Source organism: Janthinobacterium sp. MP5059B (genome assembly GCF_001758645.1).
GTDB classification, from domain to species: Bacteria; Pseudomonadota; Gammaproteobacteria; order Burkholderiales; family Burkholderiaceae_D; genus Janthinobacterium; species Janthinobacterium lividum.
This window is the reverse complement of record NZ_LRHX01000021.1, coordinates 49,906-67,226: the sequence shown is the minus strand read 5'-3', so window position 1 is coordinate 67,226 and position 17,321 is coordinate 49,906. Positions and strand designations below refer to the sequence as shown.

Genomic DNA, 17,321 nt, shown 5'->3' with positions numbered 1-17,321 from the left:
CTCATTTGATGAGAATGGATTTGACGGTGGCGACGGCGCGTTCCACGTCCTGTGTCGTCATGGCGTAGAACATCGGCAAGGTCACGGTCAGGCGGCCGATCTTTTCCGAGACGGGGAACATGCCTTCGGTAAAGCCGCGTTCGCGGTACATGGTAAACAGGTGGATCGGTGCGTAATGATAGCCCGTTCCCACGTTCTGCTGCGCCATTTGCTGCATGAAGGCGGCGCGCGTGCCGGGGCCATTGTCGGGCAGGATGATCTGGAACAAATGCCAGTTGCTGTTTTCAAAGTCCTGCACGGGCAGCTGGGCGCCGCTCTGCGCTTCGAAATCGCTGCCGAATTGCGCGAAATAGTGGCGTGCCAGCGCGCGGCGGTGGGCCGTGATCGCGTCGATATTGGCGAACTGGCCCAGGCCGATGGCGGCCATGATGTCGCTCATGTTGTATTTGCCGCCCAGTACATCGACGTCGATGCCGTCGACGCCGCTGCGCGTGACGCCCTGCAGCCGGTATTTCTCGGCCAGCTTCGCTTCTTCCAGGTTGTTGAGGACGAGGCAGCCGCCTTCACCCGTGGTGATGTTCTTATTGGCCTGGAAGCTGAACGAGACGAAGTCGCCAAACGCGCCGATGCGCTTGCCCTTCCAGCTGGAGCCGAACGCTTGCGCCGCGTCTTCCACGACCCTTAAATTGTACTTTTCAGCAATCGCATACAGGCGGTCCATGTCGACCGGCAAGCCGGACAGGTAGACGGGGATGATGGCCTTCGTACGCGGGGTGATGGCCGCTTCCAGCTTGTCGAGGTCGATATTCCGCGTGACGGGATCGATGTCGGCAAACACGGGCGTGGCGCCCACTTCGATGATGACGTTGGCTGTCGCTACCCACGACACGGGCGTGGTGATGACTTCGTCGCCGGGGCCGATGCCGGCGATGCGCAGCGCGATTTCCATGGTGCACGTGCCCGAATTGAAGGTGCGCACGGGACGCCCGCCGAAATACTCGGACAGCTGGGCTTCGAATGCCTGCACTTTCGGGCCGCTGGTGATCCAGCCCGAGCGCAGCACTTCGCCGACAGCGGCGATGGTCGCTTCATCGATGGTGGGTTTGGAAAATGGCAAAAAGGGCAGGGTAGAGGTCATGGGGCGCAGTTCTTGGATCTGTATTGTGTCAGGGTATCGGCGTCGCCGAGGCTGCCAGTGCGGTGAATGGCCGCTGGCAGGCATGGCTATTTTATATCGTCAGTACGGCGGCGCAGCCGGTTCAGCGGTGAAAAATCCTGCTGATGCGGGGGCGGGGCAAGCTGGCCGGGGGCGCGATCCATACTGCCTCGCGCCCCTTTAAACATTTATTTGTTGGCAATGACCATGCGGCGCGCATCCTTGGCAATCACACGCATGGGCACGCCACGTTCCTGCAATTCCTTGTAACGGTACAGGCTGATAATGGCCATGTCGCGTACGCCGGCGTTGGCATCGTTCGTCCATTGCGTGATGAAAGTCTCGATGCTCGGGATGGACAGCTCGGGCTGCTGTTTCAGGCCAAACGTGAACTCATCCCAGTAGTCGACGAGGATCACGGGCCGCTGCAGGTAGTACGTCAGCGACTGTTCATAGATGCCGACCGAATAGAGCTTGGTATCGGCCGTCAGTTCGGCCTGGATCTGCGGCAGCATGTCGGTGCCCGCGCGGTTCTGGCCATACAGTTCGGAGCCGGCCAGGATGCAGTGCGTGGCCAGGAAGCCGGCGCCGGCGATGGTCAGCACCGTCATGTCGCGGCGCAGCTGGCGCGCATGCAGCAAGGCCAGGGCGCCACCGGCCATGGCGAAGAAGCCGGCCGCCATCAGCCATGGCTGGTATCCCTTGAGCGCGATCAAGGCTTCCGCGTCGCGCGCGCTGGCCTTGCCAAAGGCGATCGGTCCGCCGATCAGGACGGCCGCACCCAGCACGCACAGCAGGCCGGCGGCCAGCATGCGCTGGCGGCGCGAGGCCGATTCCAGGTACAGCGCCACCAGCAGGGCCAGTGCCGGGAAGATGGGCACGATATAGCCAGGCAGCTTCGAGGTCGAATAGCTGAAGAAGAAGAAAATGAAGACGGCCCAGACCAGCAGCATCAAGCGGGGCTGGAAGGCGCCTTCCTGGCGCTGGAAGGCGGCGGCCAGGCTTTGCGGCAGCACGCCTATCCATGGCAGGATGCCGGGAATGAGCAGCACCAGGAAGTAGTACCAGGCGCCTTCGCGCTTGTGGCCCTTCATCAGGAAGCGCTGGAAATGCTCATGGATGAAGAAGAAATGCGGCTGTTCCGGATTGCGCAGGGCGACCAGCACGAACCACGGCGTGGCGATGGCAAAGAACACCAGCAAGCCCTTGACCAGATGCAAACGCGTCCAGATGCGCCAGTCGCGCGCGCACAGCGAATACAGCACCAGCACGGCGCCCGGCAGCACGATGCCGATCAGGCCCTTGGCCAGCACGGCCAGCGCCATGGCGGCCCAGCAGGCCAGCATCCAGTTGCGCCGTTCAAGCGCCGTGGCGTCGTCGCGCTGGGCGATCAGCAGGCTGCCCATGGTGAGGGTCATCATGCCCGACAGGCCCATGTCCAGCGAATTGATCTGGCCGGAAGCGAGCCAGAACAGGCTCGACGCCAGCACCAGGCCCGCATACAGCCCCACGCGCGGGCCGAACACTTTCTTGCCCGCGTAGGCCGTCATGCACACGCCGATGATGCCGCACAGGCCCGTCCACAAACGGGCCTGCCATTCGCCCAGGCCGAAGGCGGCGAAGGTCAGCGCATTCATCCACGTTTGCAGCGGTGGTTTTTCAAAGTACTTGATGCCGTTCAGGCGCGTGGTGATCCAGTCGCCCGTGACGAACATTTCGCGCGCCATCTCCGCGTAGCGGCCTTCGTCGGGCGGCACCAGGGTGCGCACGCCCAGCGCATACAGGGTGACGACGATGAAGATGCCCAGCAGCGACCACATCAGCACCCGCGACGAGTGCAGCTCGTTGACGTTGATTTTCATGCGGCCTTGCCTGCAGCCGGGGCCAGGATCAGTGCCAGGGTGACCTTGCGGCCTTCGCCCATGAGGATATTGTAGGTGCGGCAGGCAGCCTGGCTATCCATGCATTCGACGCCGATGCGGCGCATGGTTAGCGCGGCCGTCAGCTTCGGGTGCACGAAGCGCTGGCGCTCGCCCGTACCGAGGATGACCACGTCGGGCGCATCGGCCAGGATTTGCGCGAAATGCGCCTCGTTCAGCTGTTCGAAACTGTCCACCTCCCACGCCCGGGGGGGCATTTCCGGCATGACGATCAGACTGTAGTTATACGGCTGGGCATTGATCTCGACGCCGTTTTCGTCATAGCCGGTGACAGTCTGGTATTGTTGGGTGCTGCTGGCATGGAGTTTCATGGCGATATCGGGGGCTGGTCGTGTCGGTTGATCGGTGCGCGCGCGGCCAAATTGCGTGCCGCGGCCAAGGGCGTAAGCATGCCATAAATGACAGAAAAGAGCGACTGAAAAGCAACATCCTTTCCAAATTGCAATGTTCGGCGCCACAGTGGCGATGCCTGCTTTCGCCATGGTAATGCTGCAAGATTAAGGGAAGATGAAGATGGCGCCCGCCCGATTGTCGTCCGGAGGCGCCGGCGTGGCAGAATCGGCGTCAAATGCTGGGGTTGGCCATGTTTAATTTGATAAAATGGCCTGTTTTCGGCGAGAATGGTTGTTTTCGCCTTGCAGTCTTTCGCATTGCAGTTTCACGGGTTCATAGTTCTGGCGCGGCTATCATGCTGCAAGTTCTGGTCACCGCGCCGCATCACGACAGGGATTTATTTTGCGACCGATTCAGAAATCGAATAAATTGGCGGACGTCTGCTACGACATCCGCGGCCCGGTCCTGGAAAAATCCAGGCAAATGGAAGAAGAAGGCCACAAGATCACCAAGCTCAATATCGGCAACCTGGCCGTATTCGGCTTCGATCCGCCCGACGAGATCGTGCGCGACATGATGCTCAATCTGCAGAACGCGGCCGGCTATACGGATTCGAAAGGCATGTTCGCGCCGCGCAAGGCCGTCATGCACTACACCCAGGGCAAGAATATCGCCGGCGTGACCATCGATGACATTTATCTGGGCAATGGCGCTTCCGAACTGATCGTCATGTCGATGAACGCGCTGCTCAATAGTGGCGACGAAGTGCTGGTGCCGGCGCCCGACTACCCGCTGTGGACGGCCGCCGTCAGCCTGTCGGGCGGCAATCCCGTGCACTATGTGTGCGACGAGCAGAACGAGTGGTATCCCGACATCGAGGACATGCGCCGCAAGATCACGCCGCAAACGAAAGCCATCGTCGTCATCAACCCGAACAATCCCACGGGCGCGCTGTACCCGGTTTCCGTGCTGCTGCAGATCGTCGAACTGGCGCGCCAGCACCAGTTGATCATTTTCGCCGACGAGATCTATGACAAGGTGCTGTACGACGAAGCCGAGCACGTGTCGATCGCCTCGCTGGCCGACGACGTGCTGTTCATCACCATGAACGGCCTGTCGAAGAATTACCGCTCCTGCGGCTACCGTTCCGGCTGGATGGTGGTCTCGGGCGAAAAGCGCCACGCAAAGGATTACATCGAAGGCCTCAACATGCTGGCCTCGATGCGGCTATGCGCCAACGCGCCGGGGCAATTTGCCATCCAGACGGCGCTTGGCGGCTACCAGAGCATACAAGACCTGGTGGGGCCCGGCGGGCGCCTGTTGAAACAGCGCGATCTGGCGCACAAGCTGCTGACCGATATTCCGGGCGTCACCTGTGTCAAGCCGAAGGCCGCGCTGTACATGTTCCCGCGCCTGGACCCGGAGATCTACCCGATCGCCGACGACCAGCAGTTTGCCTATGAATTACTGGCCGAAGCCAAGGTCCTGATCGTACAGGGCACGGGGTTCAACTGGATCGCGCCCGACCATTTTCGTGTCGTCTTCCTGCCCAACTCCGATGACCTGACCGAGGCCATGGGGCGCATTGCGCGCTTCCTCGAAGGTTACCGCAAGCGTCACGGCCGGGGCTGAATCAGCCAGCAGCAATCTCGATCAACCTGGCGCCGCCCAAGGGGGCGCCACTTATGAGCAGTCAAGCACAACTATGAAATCCATCAAGATCGGCCTGCTGGGCCTGGGCAATGTCGGTTACGGCACGTTCAGCGTCCTGAAACGCAACCAGGAAGAAATCAAGCGCCGCGCGGGCCGCGGCATTGAAGTCGTCGCCGTCGCCGTGCGCGACGTGGCGCGCGCCGAAGCGCTGGTCGCCGGCGGCTGCAAGGTCGTCAATGACCCGATGCTGATCGTCAACGACCCCGAGATCGATATCGTCGTCGAACTGATCGGCGGCTACGACCTGTCGAAAACCCTGGTCATGCAGGCGATTGCCAACGGCAAGCATGTGGTCACGGCCAACAAGGCCCTGCTGGCCGTGCACGGCAACGAAATCTTCGCCGCCGCCCAGGACAAGGGCGTGATGGTGGCCTTCGAAGCGGCTGTCGCCGGCGGCATCCCCATCATCAAGGCGCTGCGCGAAGGCTTGACGGCCAACCGCATCGAATGGATCGCCGGCATCATCAACGGCACCACCAATTTCATCCTGTCCGAGATGCGCGACAAGGGCCTCGATTTCGCCACCGTGCTGAAACAGGCGCAGGAACTGGGCTATGCGGAAGCTGATCCCACCTTCGACATCGAAGGCGTGGACGCCGCGCACAAGGCCACCATCATGTCGGCCATCGCCTTCGGCATCCCGGTGCAGTTCGACAAGGCTTACGTGGAAGGCATCAGCAACCTCAATGCCGTCGATATCCGCTACGCCGAGCAACTGGGCTACCGCATCAAGCTGCTGGGCATCACCAAGCGCGCCACCGTCAACGGCGTGGAAGGCATCGAGCTGCGCGTGCATCCGACCCTGATCCCGGCCAAGCGCCTGATCGCCAACGTGGAAGGCGCCATGAATGCGGTGCTGGTGCATGGCGACGCCGTCGGCGCCAGCCTGTACTCGGGCCGCGGCGCGGGCGCCGAGCCGACCGCCTCGTCGGTGATCGCCGACCTGGTCGACATCACCCGCCTGGCCACGGCTGACCCGGAACACCGCGTGCCGCACTTGGCGTTCCAGCCGAACGCGATGACCGATATCGCGATCTTGCCGATGTCGGAAATCACCACCAGCTACTACCTGCGCATGCACGTGGCCGACCAGCCGGGCGTGCTGGCCGACCTGACGCGCATCCTGGCCGAACGCGGCATCTCGATCGACGCCATGCTGCAAAAAGAGCCGGCCGAGGGCGAGACGCACACGGACATCATCATGCTGACGCACCAGACGCAGGAAAAGAACGTCACGGCGGCCATCGAGAAGATGGAAGCGCTGAACAGCGTGGTGGGCACGGTCACCAAGATCCGCCTGGAAAACCTGAGCTGAGCGTTTTCAGCGATCCATGCAAAACGGCGCCCGCGGGCGCCGTTTTTTCATCCGATGGCGGTCTTAATGCTGCGGCACGTCGGGCGCGCCGACGGGGCCTACATCCATGCCGTCATAGCTGGCCAGCTGGTTGTCCTGTGCAAACGCCATCAGTTCGCCATTGCGCGCGTGCAGACTGTCGACGCCATGCACTTCGGCCTTTTCCACGTGCAGCACCCACACGGGCGGTGCTGCCGGATCGTCGAGTTCCGGCTGGTACAGTTCCACCGGGCGGTAGCCCTGCAGCGCCAGCACGGTGGCGGCCTGCTCCAGCGGTTCGGACGCCGGGTTGGTGAAGTAATAGCCCCACAGCAGCGGCTGGGACAGGTCCCATGGCGCGTTCTCGGCGATATTGGCAAACAGTTCGCTTACATCTTCTTTGGTCATCATGGCGGTGCCTTCCTTAAAATCTCAGGGCGCGATCTTAGCATCCATGCCGCCTGCTTACCATTCACCCATAAAAAAACCGGCTGCATGGCCGGTTTTTTTATCAGCCGCTAACAACGGCTTGATTCTGATTCGCGCGAGCGTGAATTAGAACTTGTAACGCAGGCCGATCGACAGCAGGTCGGCTTTCAGTTTCATGCCATCCTGGCTCATCGTTTTGCCGAAGTTTTCATATTCAGCAACGGCCGACAGGTTTTTATTGAAGTTATAAGCAGCACCGATGCCAAACAGGGCAGCGGTTTTGTTTTTCGATTCGCTGGCGCTGAAACCGATCAGGTTCAATTTGGCTTTGGTGTGGTTTTGAGTAACGCCAACTTTTGCAAACAGCGAGAATTCAGCGTTCAGTGGCAAGGTGCCGGTGGCGGCTGCGTAGATTGCGCTGGTTTCCATGCTCAGCGATTCCTTGCCTTCGCTTTCTTTCAGTTTGCCGAAATTGACGTAGCCGGCTTCTGCGCCGAAGTTAGGCGTGAAGTCGTAACCGGCATAAACTTTAAAACCGGTTTTGTTTTCTTTGCCCGAAGCGACATCGCCCGACAATTTCAATTCCGAACGGCCGGCATTCGCGCCGACATAAATGTTTTCAGCTTGTGCAAACAAAGGGAATGCCAGAGCGGCGCCGACGACTACTGCAAACAATTGCTTTTTCATATTAATCCTAGATAATTAATGCGGAGAGACTGTCTCGCCGCTTAATGGGAGCCGAATTGTATAGGGATGAATATGTTTATGTAAGGCAATTATTTTAAAAATATTAGAAATAAATCATTTGTTGTTTTTAAGCAACGCAACATGTGAACTGCCTGTCTGCGCAATCCGTCATGCGGCACCGCTGAAATGCACGCTGACTTTCAGTCCATGTCCATTCGCCGCCGTCGCCAGTTCCAGCCGGGCGCCGTGCAGGGCCGCGATGTCGCGCACGATGGCCAGGCCCAGCCCGGCGCCGCCAGGATTGCTCTCGAGCGCCGCGCCGACCCGGTAGAACGGCGTCAACACGCGCTCGCGCTCGGCCGGCGGGATGCCCTTGCCGCTGTCTTCCACTTCCAGCACGGCGCCGTGTTCGTGTCCGTTCCCCGCCTGCGCCGCGCGCACGCGCAGGATCACGCTGCCGCCCTGCGGCGTGTAGCGCAGGGCGTTGTCGACCAGGTTGGCCACCAGTTCATGCAGCAGCAGGGCCTGGCCATGCACGGGTGCCTCGTCGGGCGCTTCCAGCGACAGGTCGATATGTTTGGCGACCGCGGTCATGGCCATTTCCAGTCCCACCTGCTGCGCCACGTCGCGCAACGCGACGGTATCCATCGCCAGATTCTCGCCGCCATGCTCGATGCGCGCCAGGGTCAGGAGGCGGTTGGCCAGCAGCACGGTCGAATCGGTGGTGGCGGCGATCGAGCGCACGATGTCGCGTAGGGCGGCGATGTCCGGCGGCGCGCCCGCCTGGCGGTCGCACTCGCGCATGGCCAGTTCGGCCTGGGTTTTCAGCACCGTCAACGGCGTGCGCAACTGGTGCGAGGCGTCGGCGATGAAGCGACGCTGGCTGGCGATCAGCTGCTGCAGGCGCGACATGGAGCCGTTCATGGCACTGACCAGCGGGCGCATTTCCTTGTGTACCAGCGTGGGATCGACGTCGGACAAATCGGACAGGGTGCGCGTCTCGACTTCCGTTTTCAGGCGCATCAGCGGGCGCAGCACCAGGCGCACGGCAAACCACACGAGGGCGCCCATCACCAGTATCATTGCCGCCTGCCAGATCAGGGTGTCGAACAGGATCTGGTTCGACAGGCCGCGCCGCGCGTCCAGCGTCTCGGCCACCTGGATCAGGGCGATGCCGCGCATCGAGTCGTCATACACGGGTTGCAGCAGGGCGGCGATGCGGATCGGCTTGCCGTGGTAGTCGGCGTGGTAGAAGCGCACCAGGGCAGGATAGTTCTGCGAGCGTGGCACGTTTTTCGGCACGGGCGGCAAGTCGCCATAGCCTGACACCAGCTCGCCATTGATGCCCGTCACCTTGTAGTAGATGCGGCCCAGGGTGTCGGTCTCGAAGCTGTCGAGCGCCACGTAAGGCACTTCGGCAACGACCTTGCCGCCGACGATGGAGACGCGCTCGGCCAGCGCCCGCGTCGATGCCAGCAAGGAGCGGTCGTAGGCCATGTCGGCCGCGTCGAGCGCGTTGCGGTAGACAAAAACGGCATCGAGCAGCACCAGCATCACCAGCGGAATGAGCAGCCAGCGCAGCAGCTGGCTGCGCAGGCTGCCCAGCGGCCGGCTCTGCGCCCAGCGCCGGCGCAGGCGTTCGAGCAGCGGCAGGCGTGGGGCGCGCACGGTCATTTTGGCGCGGCCGGCGCCATCGCGCTGCGCGGCTGCAGCAGGTAGCCGATGCCGCGCAGGGTGGTGATGACGGCGCCGTCGGGCGAGCCGCTTTCCACGCCGTTCTCGAGTTTTTTGCGCACGCGGTGGATATACAGCTCGATGGCGTCCAGGTTGGCGTCGTCGGCCAGCGCAAAGACTTCGTCAAACAGCTTTTCCTTCGACACGGCCCGCCCCGAGCGCGTGATCAGCGCTTCGAGCACCGCGTGTTCGCGCGGCGTCAGCGCCAGCGCCGCGCCGCCATAGCTGAACATGCGCGTGACGGTGTCGAAACTGAGGGCGCCGCAGGTGTGCACGAGTGCCTCGTTTCCCTGGCTGCGGCGCAGCAGGGCTTTCACGCGCGCTTCCAGTTCGGCCAGCTCGAACGGCTTGGCCATGTAATCGTCCGCGCCCAGGTTCAGGCCCTGCACTTTTTCATCGAGGCCGCCGCGCGCCGTGAGTATCATGACGGGAGTCTTGCCGCGCGTGCCGCCGCGCGCGCGCAGGCGGCGCAGCACGTCCAGGCCATCCATCTTCGGCAGGGTCAGGTCGAGCAGCACCAGGGAATATTCCTGCGTATGCAGCAGGGCGTCGGCATCGGCGCCGTTGTGGGCGGTCTCCACCGTCAGGTGCGCGTCGCGCAGGGCCTTTGCCAGCCAGTGCGACAGCTCCAGATGGTCTTCCACTAATAATATGCGCATGGTCTCCGCCATTCGTTTGAATTGGTGCAGTGTAAGCCTGCCGGCGCCGCGCCGACAGGGGCGGCGATGAATATGTTTGCCCTCCTTGTGGCTGGCGGACGACACCTGTCAGTCTGAAAGCGAATTGAAAGGATCGCGCTCATATAGTGTGATCCTGATTCATGAAAATGATCAGGCATATCACTAATAACTATATCTAAGGGAGACACTCTACATGAAGAAAACTGCATTCTCGCTGGCCGCCATGGCGCTACTCGCCGCAGCCGGCAGCGCCCACGCCCAGTCGAACGTCACCCTGTACGGTCGCCTGGACGCCGGCATCAGCAACACCAGCAACGCCGGTCCGAACAAAAGCTCGATGACGCAAGTCAGCTCGGGCGGCATGAACACCTCGCGCTGGGGCATCCTGGGCAGCGAAGACCTGGGCGGCGGCCTGAAGGCCGTCTTCAATCTGGAAGGCGGCATCCTGGTCGACACGGGCGCGGCCGACGGAGCGCTGTTCAAGCGCCAGGCCAACGTGGGCCTGGAAGGCGCGTTTGGCCGCGTCGTGCTGGGACGCTCGTTCACCACAGTGTATGACTTCGTGCTGCCATTCGATCCGATGGCCTATGCGCCGTTCTACTCGTGGGCCACTTCTGCCCACGCGACGGGTCCGAGCAAATACGGCATGACGACGGCCTTCGACAATATGGTCAAGTATTCGGGCAAGACGGGCGACTTCAGCTACGGCGCATCGTACGGCTTCGGCGAACAGTCGACGGGCAATTCGGATAGCGCCAAGCTGTCCACGGCCCTCACCTACAAGACGGGTCCCGTCAGCCTGCTCGCTACATATGAACAGGTGAACGGCAACACCATCGCCGGCGGCGCGCGCGACAAGACCACCGTCTACCACCTGGGCGCCATGTATGACGACGGCCCGTGGAAAGTGCAGGCGGCGGCGCGCGACTACAAGCTCGATCCGGCTGCCGCCGGCAGGGCCGACGTGCGCGGCACCCTGTACTGGGGCGGCGTCAGCTACAAGACCACGCCGGTCGTCACCCTGACGGGCGTGATCTACTACCAGGACGTGAAAAACGTGGCCGCCAACCTCGATGCCGATCCGATCATGTACGTGGCGCGCGTGCGCTATGCCCTGTCCAAGCGCACCGACCTGTATGTGGCCGGCGCCTACGCCAAGGCCAAGCACAAGCAGATGGTCAGCCTGTCGCGTGACGATGCCGGTTTCGGCGACACGCAGCGCGGCCTGATTGCCGGCATCCAGCACCGCTTCTAAGGCATGACCATGCTGCGCACCGCGTTCCTGTCGCTGCTGCTGTTGTCCGCGCTGCTGCCCGCGCTGGCAAATGCCGCCGCGCCTGAAGTCGACTGCGTGGTGCCGTCCAAACCGGGCGGCGCCATGGACCTGACCTGCAAGCTGGCGCAGAAAGGCTTGCTGCAGCCGGATCCCGCGGCGGCGGCACCGTTCGCGTCCTCGGTGCGCATCAGCTATCTGCCAGGCGGCATCGGCGCGGTGGCGTGGCGCTCGATGGGTTCGCAGCGCCGGCGTGCCGAAGCAAACACCCTGGTGGTGTTTTCGGGCGGCTCGCTGCTGAACCTGGCGCAAGGCAAGTTCGGCAACGCCAAGACGGGCGACGTGCGCTGGGTGGCGGCGCTGGGCGCCGACTACGGCATGATCGCCGTGCGCAGCGACTCGCCCTACAAGACCCTGGCCGACCTGATCGCCGCGCTCAAGCGCCACCCCGACAAGGTGCTGATCGGCGTGTCCGGCACCATCGGCAGCCAGGACTGGGTGAAGATGGCGCTGGTGGCGCGCCGGGCCGGCATCGACCCGAAAGTGCTGCGCTTCGTCGCGCTGGAAGGCGGCGGCGAGATCTTCACGGCGATGCAGGCCAATTACGTGCAGGTGATGTCGGGCGACACGTCGGAAGCGACCCTGAACGCGGGCGACAGCCATGCGCGCGTGCTGGCGGTGCTGTCGGAAAAGCGCCTGCCCGGCGTGCTGGCCAGCGTGCCGACGGCGCGCGAGCAGGGCATCGACGTGGTGTGGCCCATCATCCGCGGCTTGTGGATGGGGCCGCAGGTGCCGGAACAGGATTACCAGCGCTGGGTGGCCACGTTCGACCGTGCCATGGCCACGCCGCAGTTTGCCCAGTGGCGCACGCAGGCGGGCATGTATCCGTTCGCGCTGACGGGCGACAAATTGACGCAGTACGTGAACCAGGCAGTCGAACGCTACTCCAGGCAGGCGGCCGAATTGGGCCTGATGCGCTGAATCCAATAGCAAACCATACAACAATCACAGACGGAGACAAACCATGCAAACCAAGACCATTCTCGCCATCGCCCTGGCCGCCGCTTTCGCCGGTGCCACCGGCGCCGCTTTCGCCCAGGTACCGGCAGGTTATCCGGCCGACTACCAGAAGATCATCGACGCGGCCAAGAAGGAAGGCAAGGTGGTGATCTACAGCGCCACCGACAGCAAGGCCGCCGCGCCGCTGATCAAGGATTTCAGTGCCCTGTATCCCGGCATCTCGGTCGAATACAACGACATGAATTCCACCGAAGTGTACAACCGCTTCATTTCCGAAGTGGCCGCCGGCGGCAACACGGCCGACGTGATGTGGTCGTCGGCGATGGACTTGCAGATGCGCCTGGCCTCGGACGGCTATGCGCTCAAGTACAAATCCGTGGAAGCGTCCAAGATCCCCGGCTGGGCCATGTGGGACGACCAGGCTTACGGCACCACGTTCGAGCCGGCCGCCATCGTCTACAACAAGCGTTTGCTCGATCCGAAGGAAGTGCCGAAGAACCACGACGACTTCGCCAAGCTGATCGCCACGCCGAAGTTCAAGGACAAGGTCACCACGTACGACATTGAAAAGTCGGGCGTGGGTTTCATGTTCATGTCGCAGGACGCCAAGGAGTATCCGAAATTCCTGGCGCTGCAAAACGCGTTTGGCGTGGCCAAGGTGCGCGTGCAGTCGTCGACGGGCACCATGATGGAGCGCATTTCGTCGGGTGAAAACCTGATCGGCTATAACGTGCTGGGTTCCTACGCCCTGGTGCGCGCCAAGACCGACCCGTCGATCGGCGTGGTGCTGCCCAAGGACTACACCCTGATCCTGTCGCGCGTGCAGTTCATCAACAAGAACGCGAAGAACGTCAACGCCAGCAAGCTGTGGCTCGACTACATCCTGTCGCACCGCGGCCAGACCATCATCGCCAACGGCGCCAAGCTGTACGCGATTCGCGCCGACGTCACGGGCGAGACCACCTCGGCGGACCTGATCAAGGAAATCGGCGCGGCCAACGTCAAGCCGATTCCCGTGCATCCGATCATCCTGCAATTTTTGGGACCTGCCAAGCGCATGGCCTTCTTAAAGCAGTGGAAAGAAACAGCCGGCAAAAAATAGGAACATCCGAAAAACCTACTGCGCGTCGCGATTTGCGGCCTCCGATGCTCACTGTGCATTCGCACAGATCCGCTTCTCAGCCACAACTCACTGCCGCTCGCTACGGTTTTATCGGAGTTCCTTGGCCAGCCGCGGGCGTTCGCCGGCGGCTGGATGCCGCACCCTTCATTCATTGGATTCATCATGCAAACTGCTATCTTGCCGCTGCCTGCACGGTCGCGCTCTCCCTTGTCGCGCCTGAACTGGTCGCGCGGCGTGGTCGTGGCGATTACCCTGGTCGCCATCTTCCTGCCGCTGTTCCTGATTTTTTACCAGAGCTTTTTGAACGCGCCCTTCTTCATGCCGGTGCGCGAATTCGGCTTTGACTCCTACCGTTTCATCTTCGATGATCCCGATTTCGCCATGGCCTTCAAGAATGGCCTGATGCTGGCCTGCGGCCTGACCGTGATCGCCGTGCCGCTGGGCGGCATGCTGGCCTTCCTGATGGTGCGCACGGATTTGCCGGGCCGCGGCTGGGTGGCGCCCATGCTGCTGGTGCCGATCTTTGTCTCGCCGATGGTGATGGGCTTTGGCTACGTTGTGTCGATGGGACCCGTGGGCTTCTATTCGATCTGGGCCAAGGAGCTGTTCGGCTTCGTGCCCTGGAATATCTATTCCTTCACCAGCATCGTCATCATCGCCGGCCTGACGCACGTGCCGCACGTCTACCTGTATGCCTCGTCGGCCCTGAAAAGCCTGGGCTCGGATGTGGAAGAAGCGGCCCGCGTGGCCGGCGCTTCGCCGATCCAGGTGATGCTGAACGTGTCGCTGCCGATGATCATGCCGGCGCTGGCATATGCGGGCGTGCTGGTGTTCTTCCTCGGCTTCGAAGTGTTCGGCCTGGTGCTGGTGCTCGGCGATCCGGAAGGCCACCTGGTGCTGCCGACCTATCTGTACAAGCTGACGAACAAACTGGGCACGCCGTCGTACCACCTGATGGCCGCCGTCGCCGTCTGCCTGGTGATGGTGACCATGCCGCTGGTGATGATACAGCGCTGGCTGCTGAAATCGGCGAACAAATACGTGTCGATCAAGGGCAAGGGCGCGCGCAGCAAGGCCATGCCGCTGGGCCGCTGGAAGTGGCTGGCGTTTGCCTTGCTGGCCGGCTGGCTGATCTTCACCATCATCCTGCCGTTGACGGGCATCGTGCTGCGCTCCTTCGTGCAGTACTGGGGCGACGGCGTGCACCTGGCCGACGTGCTGACGTTGCAGCATTTCCGCGACATTTTTGACCAGCCATCGCTGGTGCGCGGCATCGTCAACACCATCCTGATCGGCGTCGTCGGCGGCGCGCTGGCCGTGGGCTGCTACAGCTTCATCGCGCTGGCCATGCACCGCAAGCAGGACGGCATCACGCGCCTGCTCGATTACAGCGTGCTGGTGCCGCGCGCCGTGCCGGGCCTGCTGGCCGGCCTGTCGTTCCTGTGGGTGTTCCTGTTCGTGCCGGCCTGGCTCGACGGCATATTGAAAGGCATGGACAACGGCGTGGCCTTGTGGCTGAGCGGCCATGTGATTCCCGTGCTGCGTGAAGTGCGCTCGACGATCTTCGCCCTGTGGCTCGCGTATTCGGTGGTGTGGATGGCCTACGGCATGCGCCTCATTTCCACGGCGCTGCTGCAAGTGGGGCCGGAGCTGGAAGAGGCGGCGCGCGCCGTCGGCGCCAACCGCGGCCAGGTGACGCGCGATGTGACCCTGCCGCTGATCAAATACGGCTTGCTGGGCGCCTGGCTGATGGTGTTCCTGATCTTCGAGCGCGAATATTCGACGGGCGTGTACCTGCTCTCGCCGGGCACGGAAGTGATCGGCGCCATGCTGGTATCGCTGTGGGCAGGCGGCTCGACCGACCTGGTGGCGGCGCTGTCCTTCATCAATATCACCCTGGTGGCCATCGGCCTGGGCATCGCGCTGCGCTTCGGCGTCAAGTTACACAACTGAGTTGCATAACTAAATACAAGAACTGAGACCACATCATGAATGAATTGACCGTCAATGAGCTGTACCTGGACTACGGCACCGGCGCCGCCGCCAACCAGATCCTGAAGGGTGTTTCGATGCACCTGAAAAAAGGCGAAGTGGTCGCCTTGCTGGGACCTTCGGGCAGCGGCAAGACCACCTTGCTGCGCGCCGTCGCCGGCCTGGAAAGCCCGAAGGCGGGCACCATCCAGATCGGCGAGCGCAATGTCTTCGACGGCGCGCAGCATTTCGAGATGCCGGCCGAGCATCGCAACCTGGGACTGGTGTTCCAGTCGTATGCGCTGTGGCCGCACAAGACCGTATTCGACAACGTCGCCTACGGCCTCAAATTGCGCAAGATGGGCAGCACGGAGATCGCCGCGCGCATCAAGGAAGTGCTGACGCAGCTGGGCCTGGGCCACCTGGGCGAGCGCTATCCGCATCAGCTGTCCGGCGGCCAGCAGCAGCGCGTGGCGATCGCCCGTGCGCTGGTGTACAACCCGCCCGTGATCCTGCTCGATGAACCGCTGTCGAACCTGGACGCCAAGCTGCGCGAGGAAGCGCGCGCCTTCCTGCGTGAACTGATCGTGCGCCTGGGCCTGTCGGCCCTGATGGTGACGCATGACCAGGGCGAGGCGATGGCCATTTCCGACCGCATCCTGCTGCTCAATAACGGCAAGATCGAGCAGCAGGGCACGCCGCAAAGCATGTATGAAACGCCGGACACCCTGTTCACGGCCGAATTCATGGGCAGTAATAACCGCCTGCCCGGCAAGGTGGTGCAGCGCGAAGGCAGTCAGGTGCGCCTGCTGGTCGATGGCGCGTCCATGCAGGGCGTGGCGCGCGGCGCCAACGTGGGCACGGAAGTGACCACCATGATCCGCGTCGAGGAAGTGAAGATCAGCGCCACGCAGGTCGACAACGCCATCGAGCTGCCGCTGCTGACGTGCATGTACCTGGGCGACCGCTGGGAATGCCTGTTCGAGCGCGGTGGCGCCGAGAACATCAGCCTGCGCGCGTACTCGCGCCACAAGCTCGAGGCGGGCAAGTACTGGCTGCACATGCCGGCCGATAAGCTCTGGGTGTTTTGACGGTGACGAGGTGGCCATGCTGGCCACCTCATCCGTGCTGCAGCGCCCTTAATTCCCCCGCACGACGATTTCCTGCACCTTCGGTTCGCGCTGGCGCATGAAGCGCACGATGGAGTCGACGGTGACGACATCGATCTGGCGCGTCATGCGGCGTTCGAACGGGTGATCGTCAAAAGCGATATTGGCGCGGAACATGCGCGCGCCCAGGCGCGTGGCGGCGGGTATGCTGAGCGTTTGCGGCGCGTAGCTGGCGCTGCGCAGCCAGCCTTGCGCTTCGGCGCGCGTTTCGATCTTGCCCGGCTCGTTGCTGGCGGCGGCCAGGGTTTCCAGCACCCACTGATTCGAATTCTGGTACTTGGTGGAAAACGGGTAGGCCAGCATATTGTAGTGCGGCTCATGCAGGCGCTTGGGCGTGTTCGACGTCAGCAGGCGCACCAGTTGCTGCTGCGTATCCTGGCCGGGAATCAGGATCAGGGTTTCATACATGAACACATCATCCATGAAGAAATTGCCCAAGCCTTCGTTGTACAGCGACGATTGCGCCGTGCCGCATTCATTGAGTTCATGCACCACCAGCCAGCGGCCTTTCGGGTGGTCGCGCCAGGCCAGCGCCATGTGCGAATAGCGCAAATTGTACTTCGACAGGTCTTGCCCGGCGCGCGCCACCAGCGCCACCTGCGCGCCCGAGCCATCGAGCGCCTGCAGGGTCTTTTGCGCCAGGTCCATCGATTTGACGAGGGTGCTCGCATCCGTTTGCTTTTCCTCGCACGAGCGTCCCGCATGGGCGGCGCCGGCCAGGGCCAGGCTGATGACAATCACGGTCAGGCGTTTCATGGGG

The 17,321-nt window shown here is 62.5% G+C and carries 15 protein-coding genes; 7 read left to right on the top strand and 8 right to left on the bottom strand.

Annotated elements, in window-relative coordinates:
- Position 1: 1 nt before the first annotated feature.
- The 3 genes from JAB1_RS25820 to JAB1_RS25810 all read right to left on the bottom strand — a co-directional run bounded on the left by JAB1_RS25820 (position 2) and on the right by JAB1_RS25810 (position 3,407).
- On the bottom strand, positions 2–1,138 hold the full coding sequence (locus JAB1_RS25820; protein ID WP_034785472.1) for a DegT/DnrJ/EryC1/StrS aminotransferase family protein: 1,137 nt from the start codon (positions 1,136–1,138) through the stop codon (positions 2–4).
- A 206-nt stretch (positions 1,139–1,344) separates the two neighbouring features.
- Positions 1,345–3,018, bottom strand: a complete 1,674-nt coding sequence (locus JAB1_RS25815) for a glycosyltransferase family 39 protein (RefSeq protein ID WP_070282368.1) — start codon at positions 3,016–3,018, stop codon at positions 1,345–1,347.
- Positions 3,015–3,407 carry an Mth938-like domain-containing protein gene (locus JAB1_RS25810; RefSeq protein WP_070260554.1) on the bottom strand — a complete coding sequence of 131 codons (393 nt, stop codon included), beginning with the start codon at positions 3,405–3,407 and terminating at the stop codon, positions 3,015–3,017. Before JAB1_RS25810 ends, JAB1_RS25815 begins: the two co-directional genes overlap by 4 nt.
- A gap of 424 nt (positions 3,408–3,831) precedes the next feature.
- Here JAB1_RS25810 and JAB1_RS25805 point away from each other — a divergent pair, with 424 nt between their 5' ends.
- Both JAB1_RS25805 and JAB1_RS25800 read left to right on the top strand, forming a co-directional pair.
- On the top strand, positions 3,832–5,061 hold the full coding sequence (locus JAB1_RS25805; protein ID WP_034750427.1) for a pyridoxal phosphate-dependent aminotransferase: 1,230 nt from the start codon (positions 3,832–3,834) through the stop codon (positions 5,059–5,061).
- Between the two features lie 73 nt (positions 5,062–5,134).
- Complete coding sequence (locus tag JAB1_RS25800) at positions 5,135–6,457, top strand: homoserine dehydrogenase (RefSeq protein ID WP_034785478.1); 1,323 nt, start codon at positions 5,135–5,137, stop codon at positions 6,455–6,457.
- A 63-nt stretch (positions 6,458–6,520) separates the two neighbouring features.
- Here the strand turns inward: JAB1_RS25800 and JAB1_RS25795 are convergent, their stop codons facing one another.
- From JAB1_RS25795 to JAB1_RS25780, 4 genes are all read right to left on the bottom strand, one after another.
- Positions 6,521–6,886 carry a ribonuclease E inhibitor RraB gene (locus tag JAB1_RS25795; protein WP_083299997.1) on the bottom strand — a complete coding sequence of 122 codons (366 nt, stop codon included), beginning with the start codon at positions 6,884–6,886 and terminating at the stop codon, positions 6,521–6,523.
- 144 nt (positions 6,887–7,030) lie between these two features.
- Positions 7,031–7,591 carry an outer membrane beta-barrel protein gene (locus JAB1_RS25790; RefSeq protein WP_034785479.1) on the bottom strand — a complete coding sequence of 187 codons (561 nt, stop codon included), beginning with the start codon at positions 7,589–7,591 and terminating at the stop codon, positions 7,031–7,033.
- A gap of 168 nt (positions 7,592–7,759) precedes the next feature.
- Entirely contained in the window at positions 7,760–9,265 is a 1,506-nt protein-coding gene (locus JAB1_RS25785; RefSeq protein WP_070282366.1) for a sensor histidine kinase, read from the bottom strand.
- Positions 9,262–9,984, bottom strand: a complete 723-nt coding sequence (locus tag JAB1_RS25780) for a response regulator (RefSeq protein ID WP_035827948.1) — start codon at positions 9,982–9,984, stop codon at positions 9,262–9,264. The genes JAB1_RS25785 and JAB1_RS25780 overlap by 4 nt, the downstream gene beginning before the upstream one ends.
- A gap of 214 nt (positions 9,985–10,198) precedes the next feature.
- On the opposite strand from JAB1_RS25780, the gene JAB1_RS25775 reads away from it, so the two are divergent.
- The 5 genes from JAB1_RS25775 (at position 10,199) to JAB1_RS25755 (ending at position 16,483) form a co-directional block, all read left to right on the top strand.
- Positions 10,199–11,260, top strand: coding sequence for a porin (locus tag JAB1_RS25775; protein WP_070282364.1), 1,062 nt, complete (start codon positions 10,199–10,201; stop codon positions 11,258–11,260).
- A gap of 3 nt (positions 11,261–11,263) precedes the next feature.
- The gene (locus tag JAB1_RS25770; protein ID WP_070282362.1) at positions 11,264–12,259 is read left to right on the top strand and encodes a tripartite tricarboxylate transporter substrate-binding protein; all 996 of its coding nucleotides are present in this window, start codon (positions 11,264–11,266) and stop codon (positions 12,257–12,259) included.
- 43 nt (positions 12,260–12,302) lie between these two features.
- Positions 12,303–13,400 (top strand): ABC transporter substrate-binding protein, encoded by a 1,098-nt coding sequence (locus tag JAB1_RS25765; protein WP_070282360.1) that lies wholly within the window; start codon positions 12,303–12,305, stop codon positions 13,398–13,400.
- A gap of 183 nt (positions 13,401–13,583) precedes the next feature.
- A complete protein-coding gene (locus JAB1_RS25760) occupies positions 13,584–15,374 on the top strand; it encodes an iron ABC transporter permease (RefSeq protein WP_070282397.1) in 1,791 nt (596 codons plus the stop codon).
- 35 nt (positions 15,375–15,409) lie between these two features.
- Positions 15,410–16,483 (top strand): ABC transporter ATP-binding protein, encoded by a 1,074-nt coding sequence (locus JAB1_RS25755; RefSeq protein ID WP_070282358.1) that lies wholly within the window; start codon positions 15,410–15,412, stop codon positions 16,481–16,483.
- Between the two features lie 48 nt (positions 16,484–16,531).
- On the opposite strand, the gene JAB1_RS25750 is transcribed toward JAB1_RS25755, so the two are convergent.
- Positions 16,532–17,317 (bottom strand): DUF2145 domain-containing protein, encoded by a 786-nt coding sequence (locus JAB1_RS25750; protein ID WP_034785488.1) that lies wholly within the window; start codon positions 17,315–17,317, stop codon positions 16,532–16,534.
- Between the last annotated feature and the right edge of the window lie 4 nt (positions 17,318–17,321).

Excerpts from the sequence above, each read along its gene's own strand:
- JAB1_RS25800 (WP_034785478.1), top strand. The coding sequence starts at position 5,135 with ATGAAATCCATCAAGATCGGCCTGCTGGGCCTGGGCAATGTCGGTTAC.
- JAB1_RS25780 (WP_035827948.1), bottom strand. The coding sequence starts at position 9,984 with ATGCGCATATTATTAGTGGAAGACCATCTGGAGCTGTCGCACTGGCTG.
- JAB1_RS25750 (WP_034785488.1), bottom strand. The coding sequence starts at position 17,317 with ATGAAACGCCTGACCGTGATTGTCATCAGCCTGGCCCTGGCCGGCGCC.
- JAB1_RS25765 (WP_070282360.1), top strand. The coding sequence starts at position 12,303 with ATGCAAACCAAGACCATTCTCGCCATCGCCCTGGCCGCCGCTTTCGCC.
- JAB1_RS25785 (WP_070282366.1), bottom strand. The coding sequence starts at position 9,265 with ATGACCGTGCGCGCCCCACGCCTGCCGCTGCTCGAACGCCTGCGCCGG.
- JAB1_RS25790 (WP_034785479.1), bottom strand. The coding sequence starts at position 7,591 with ATGAAAAAGCAATTGTTTGCAGTAGTCGTCGGCGCCGCTCTGGCATTC.
- JAB1_RS25815 (WP_070282368.1), bottom strand. The coding sequence starts at position 3,018 with ATGAAAATCAACGTCAACGAGCTGCACTCGTCGCGGGTGCTGATGTGG.
- JAB1_RS25755 (WP_070282358.1), top strand. The coding sequence starts at position 15,410 with ATGAATGAATTGACCGTCAATGAGCTGTACCTGGACTACGGCACCGGC.
- JAB1_RS25770 (WP_070282362.1), top strand. The coding sequence starts at position 11,264 with ATGACCATGCTGCGCACCGCGTTCCTGTCGCTGCTGCTGTTGTCCGCG.
- JAB1_RS25760 (WP_070282397.1), top strand. The coding sequence starts at position 13,584 with ATGCAAACTGCTATCTTGCCGCTGCCTGCACGGTCGCGCTCTCCCTTG.
- JAB1_RS25810 (WP_070260554.1), bottom strand. The coding sequence starts at position 3,407 with ATGAAACTCCATGCCAGCAGCACCCAACAATACCAGACTGTCACCGGC.
- JAB1_RS25775 (WP_070282364.1), top strand. The coding sequence starts at position 10,199 with ATGAAGAAAACTGCATTCTCGCTGGCCGCCATGGCGCTACTCGCCGCA.
- JAB1_RS25795 (WP_083299997.1), bottom strand. The coding sequence starts at position 6,886 with ATGATGACCAAAGAAGATGTAAGCGAACTGTTTGCCAATATCGCCGAG.
- JAB1_RS25820 (WP_034785472.1), bottom strand. The coding sequence starts at position 1,138 with ATGACCTCTACCCTGCCCTTTTTGCCATTTTCCAAACCCACCATCGAT.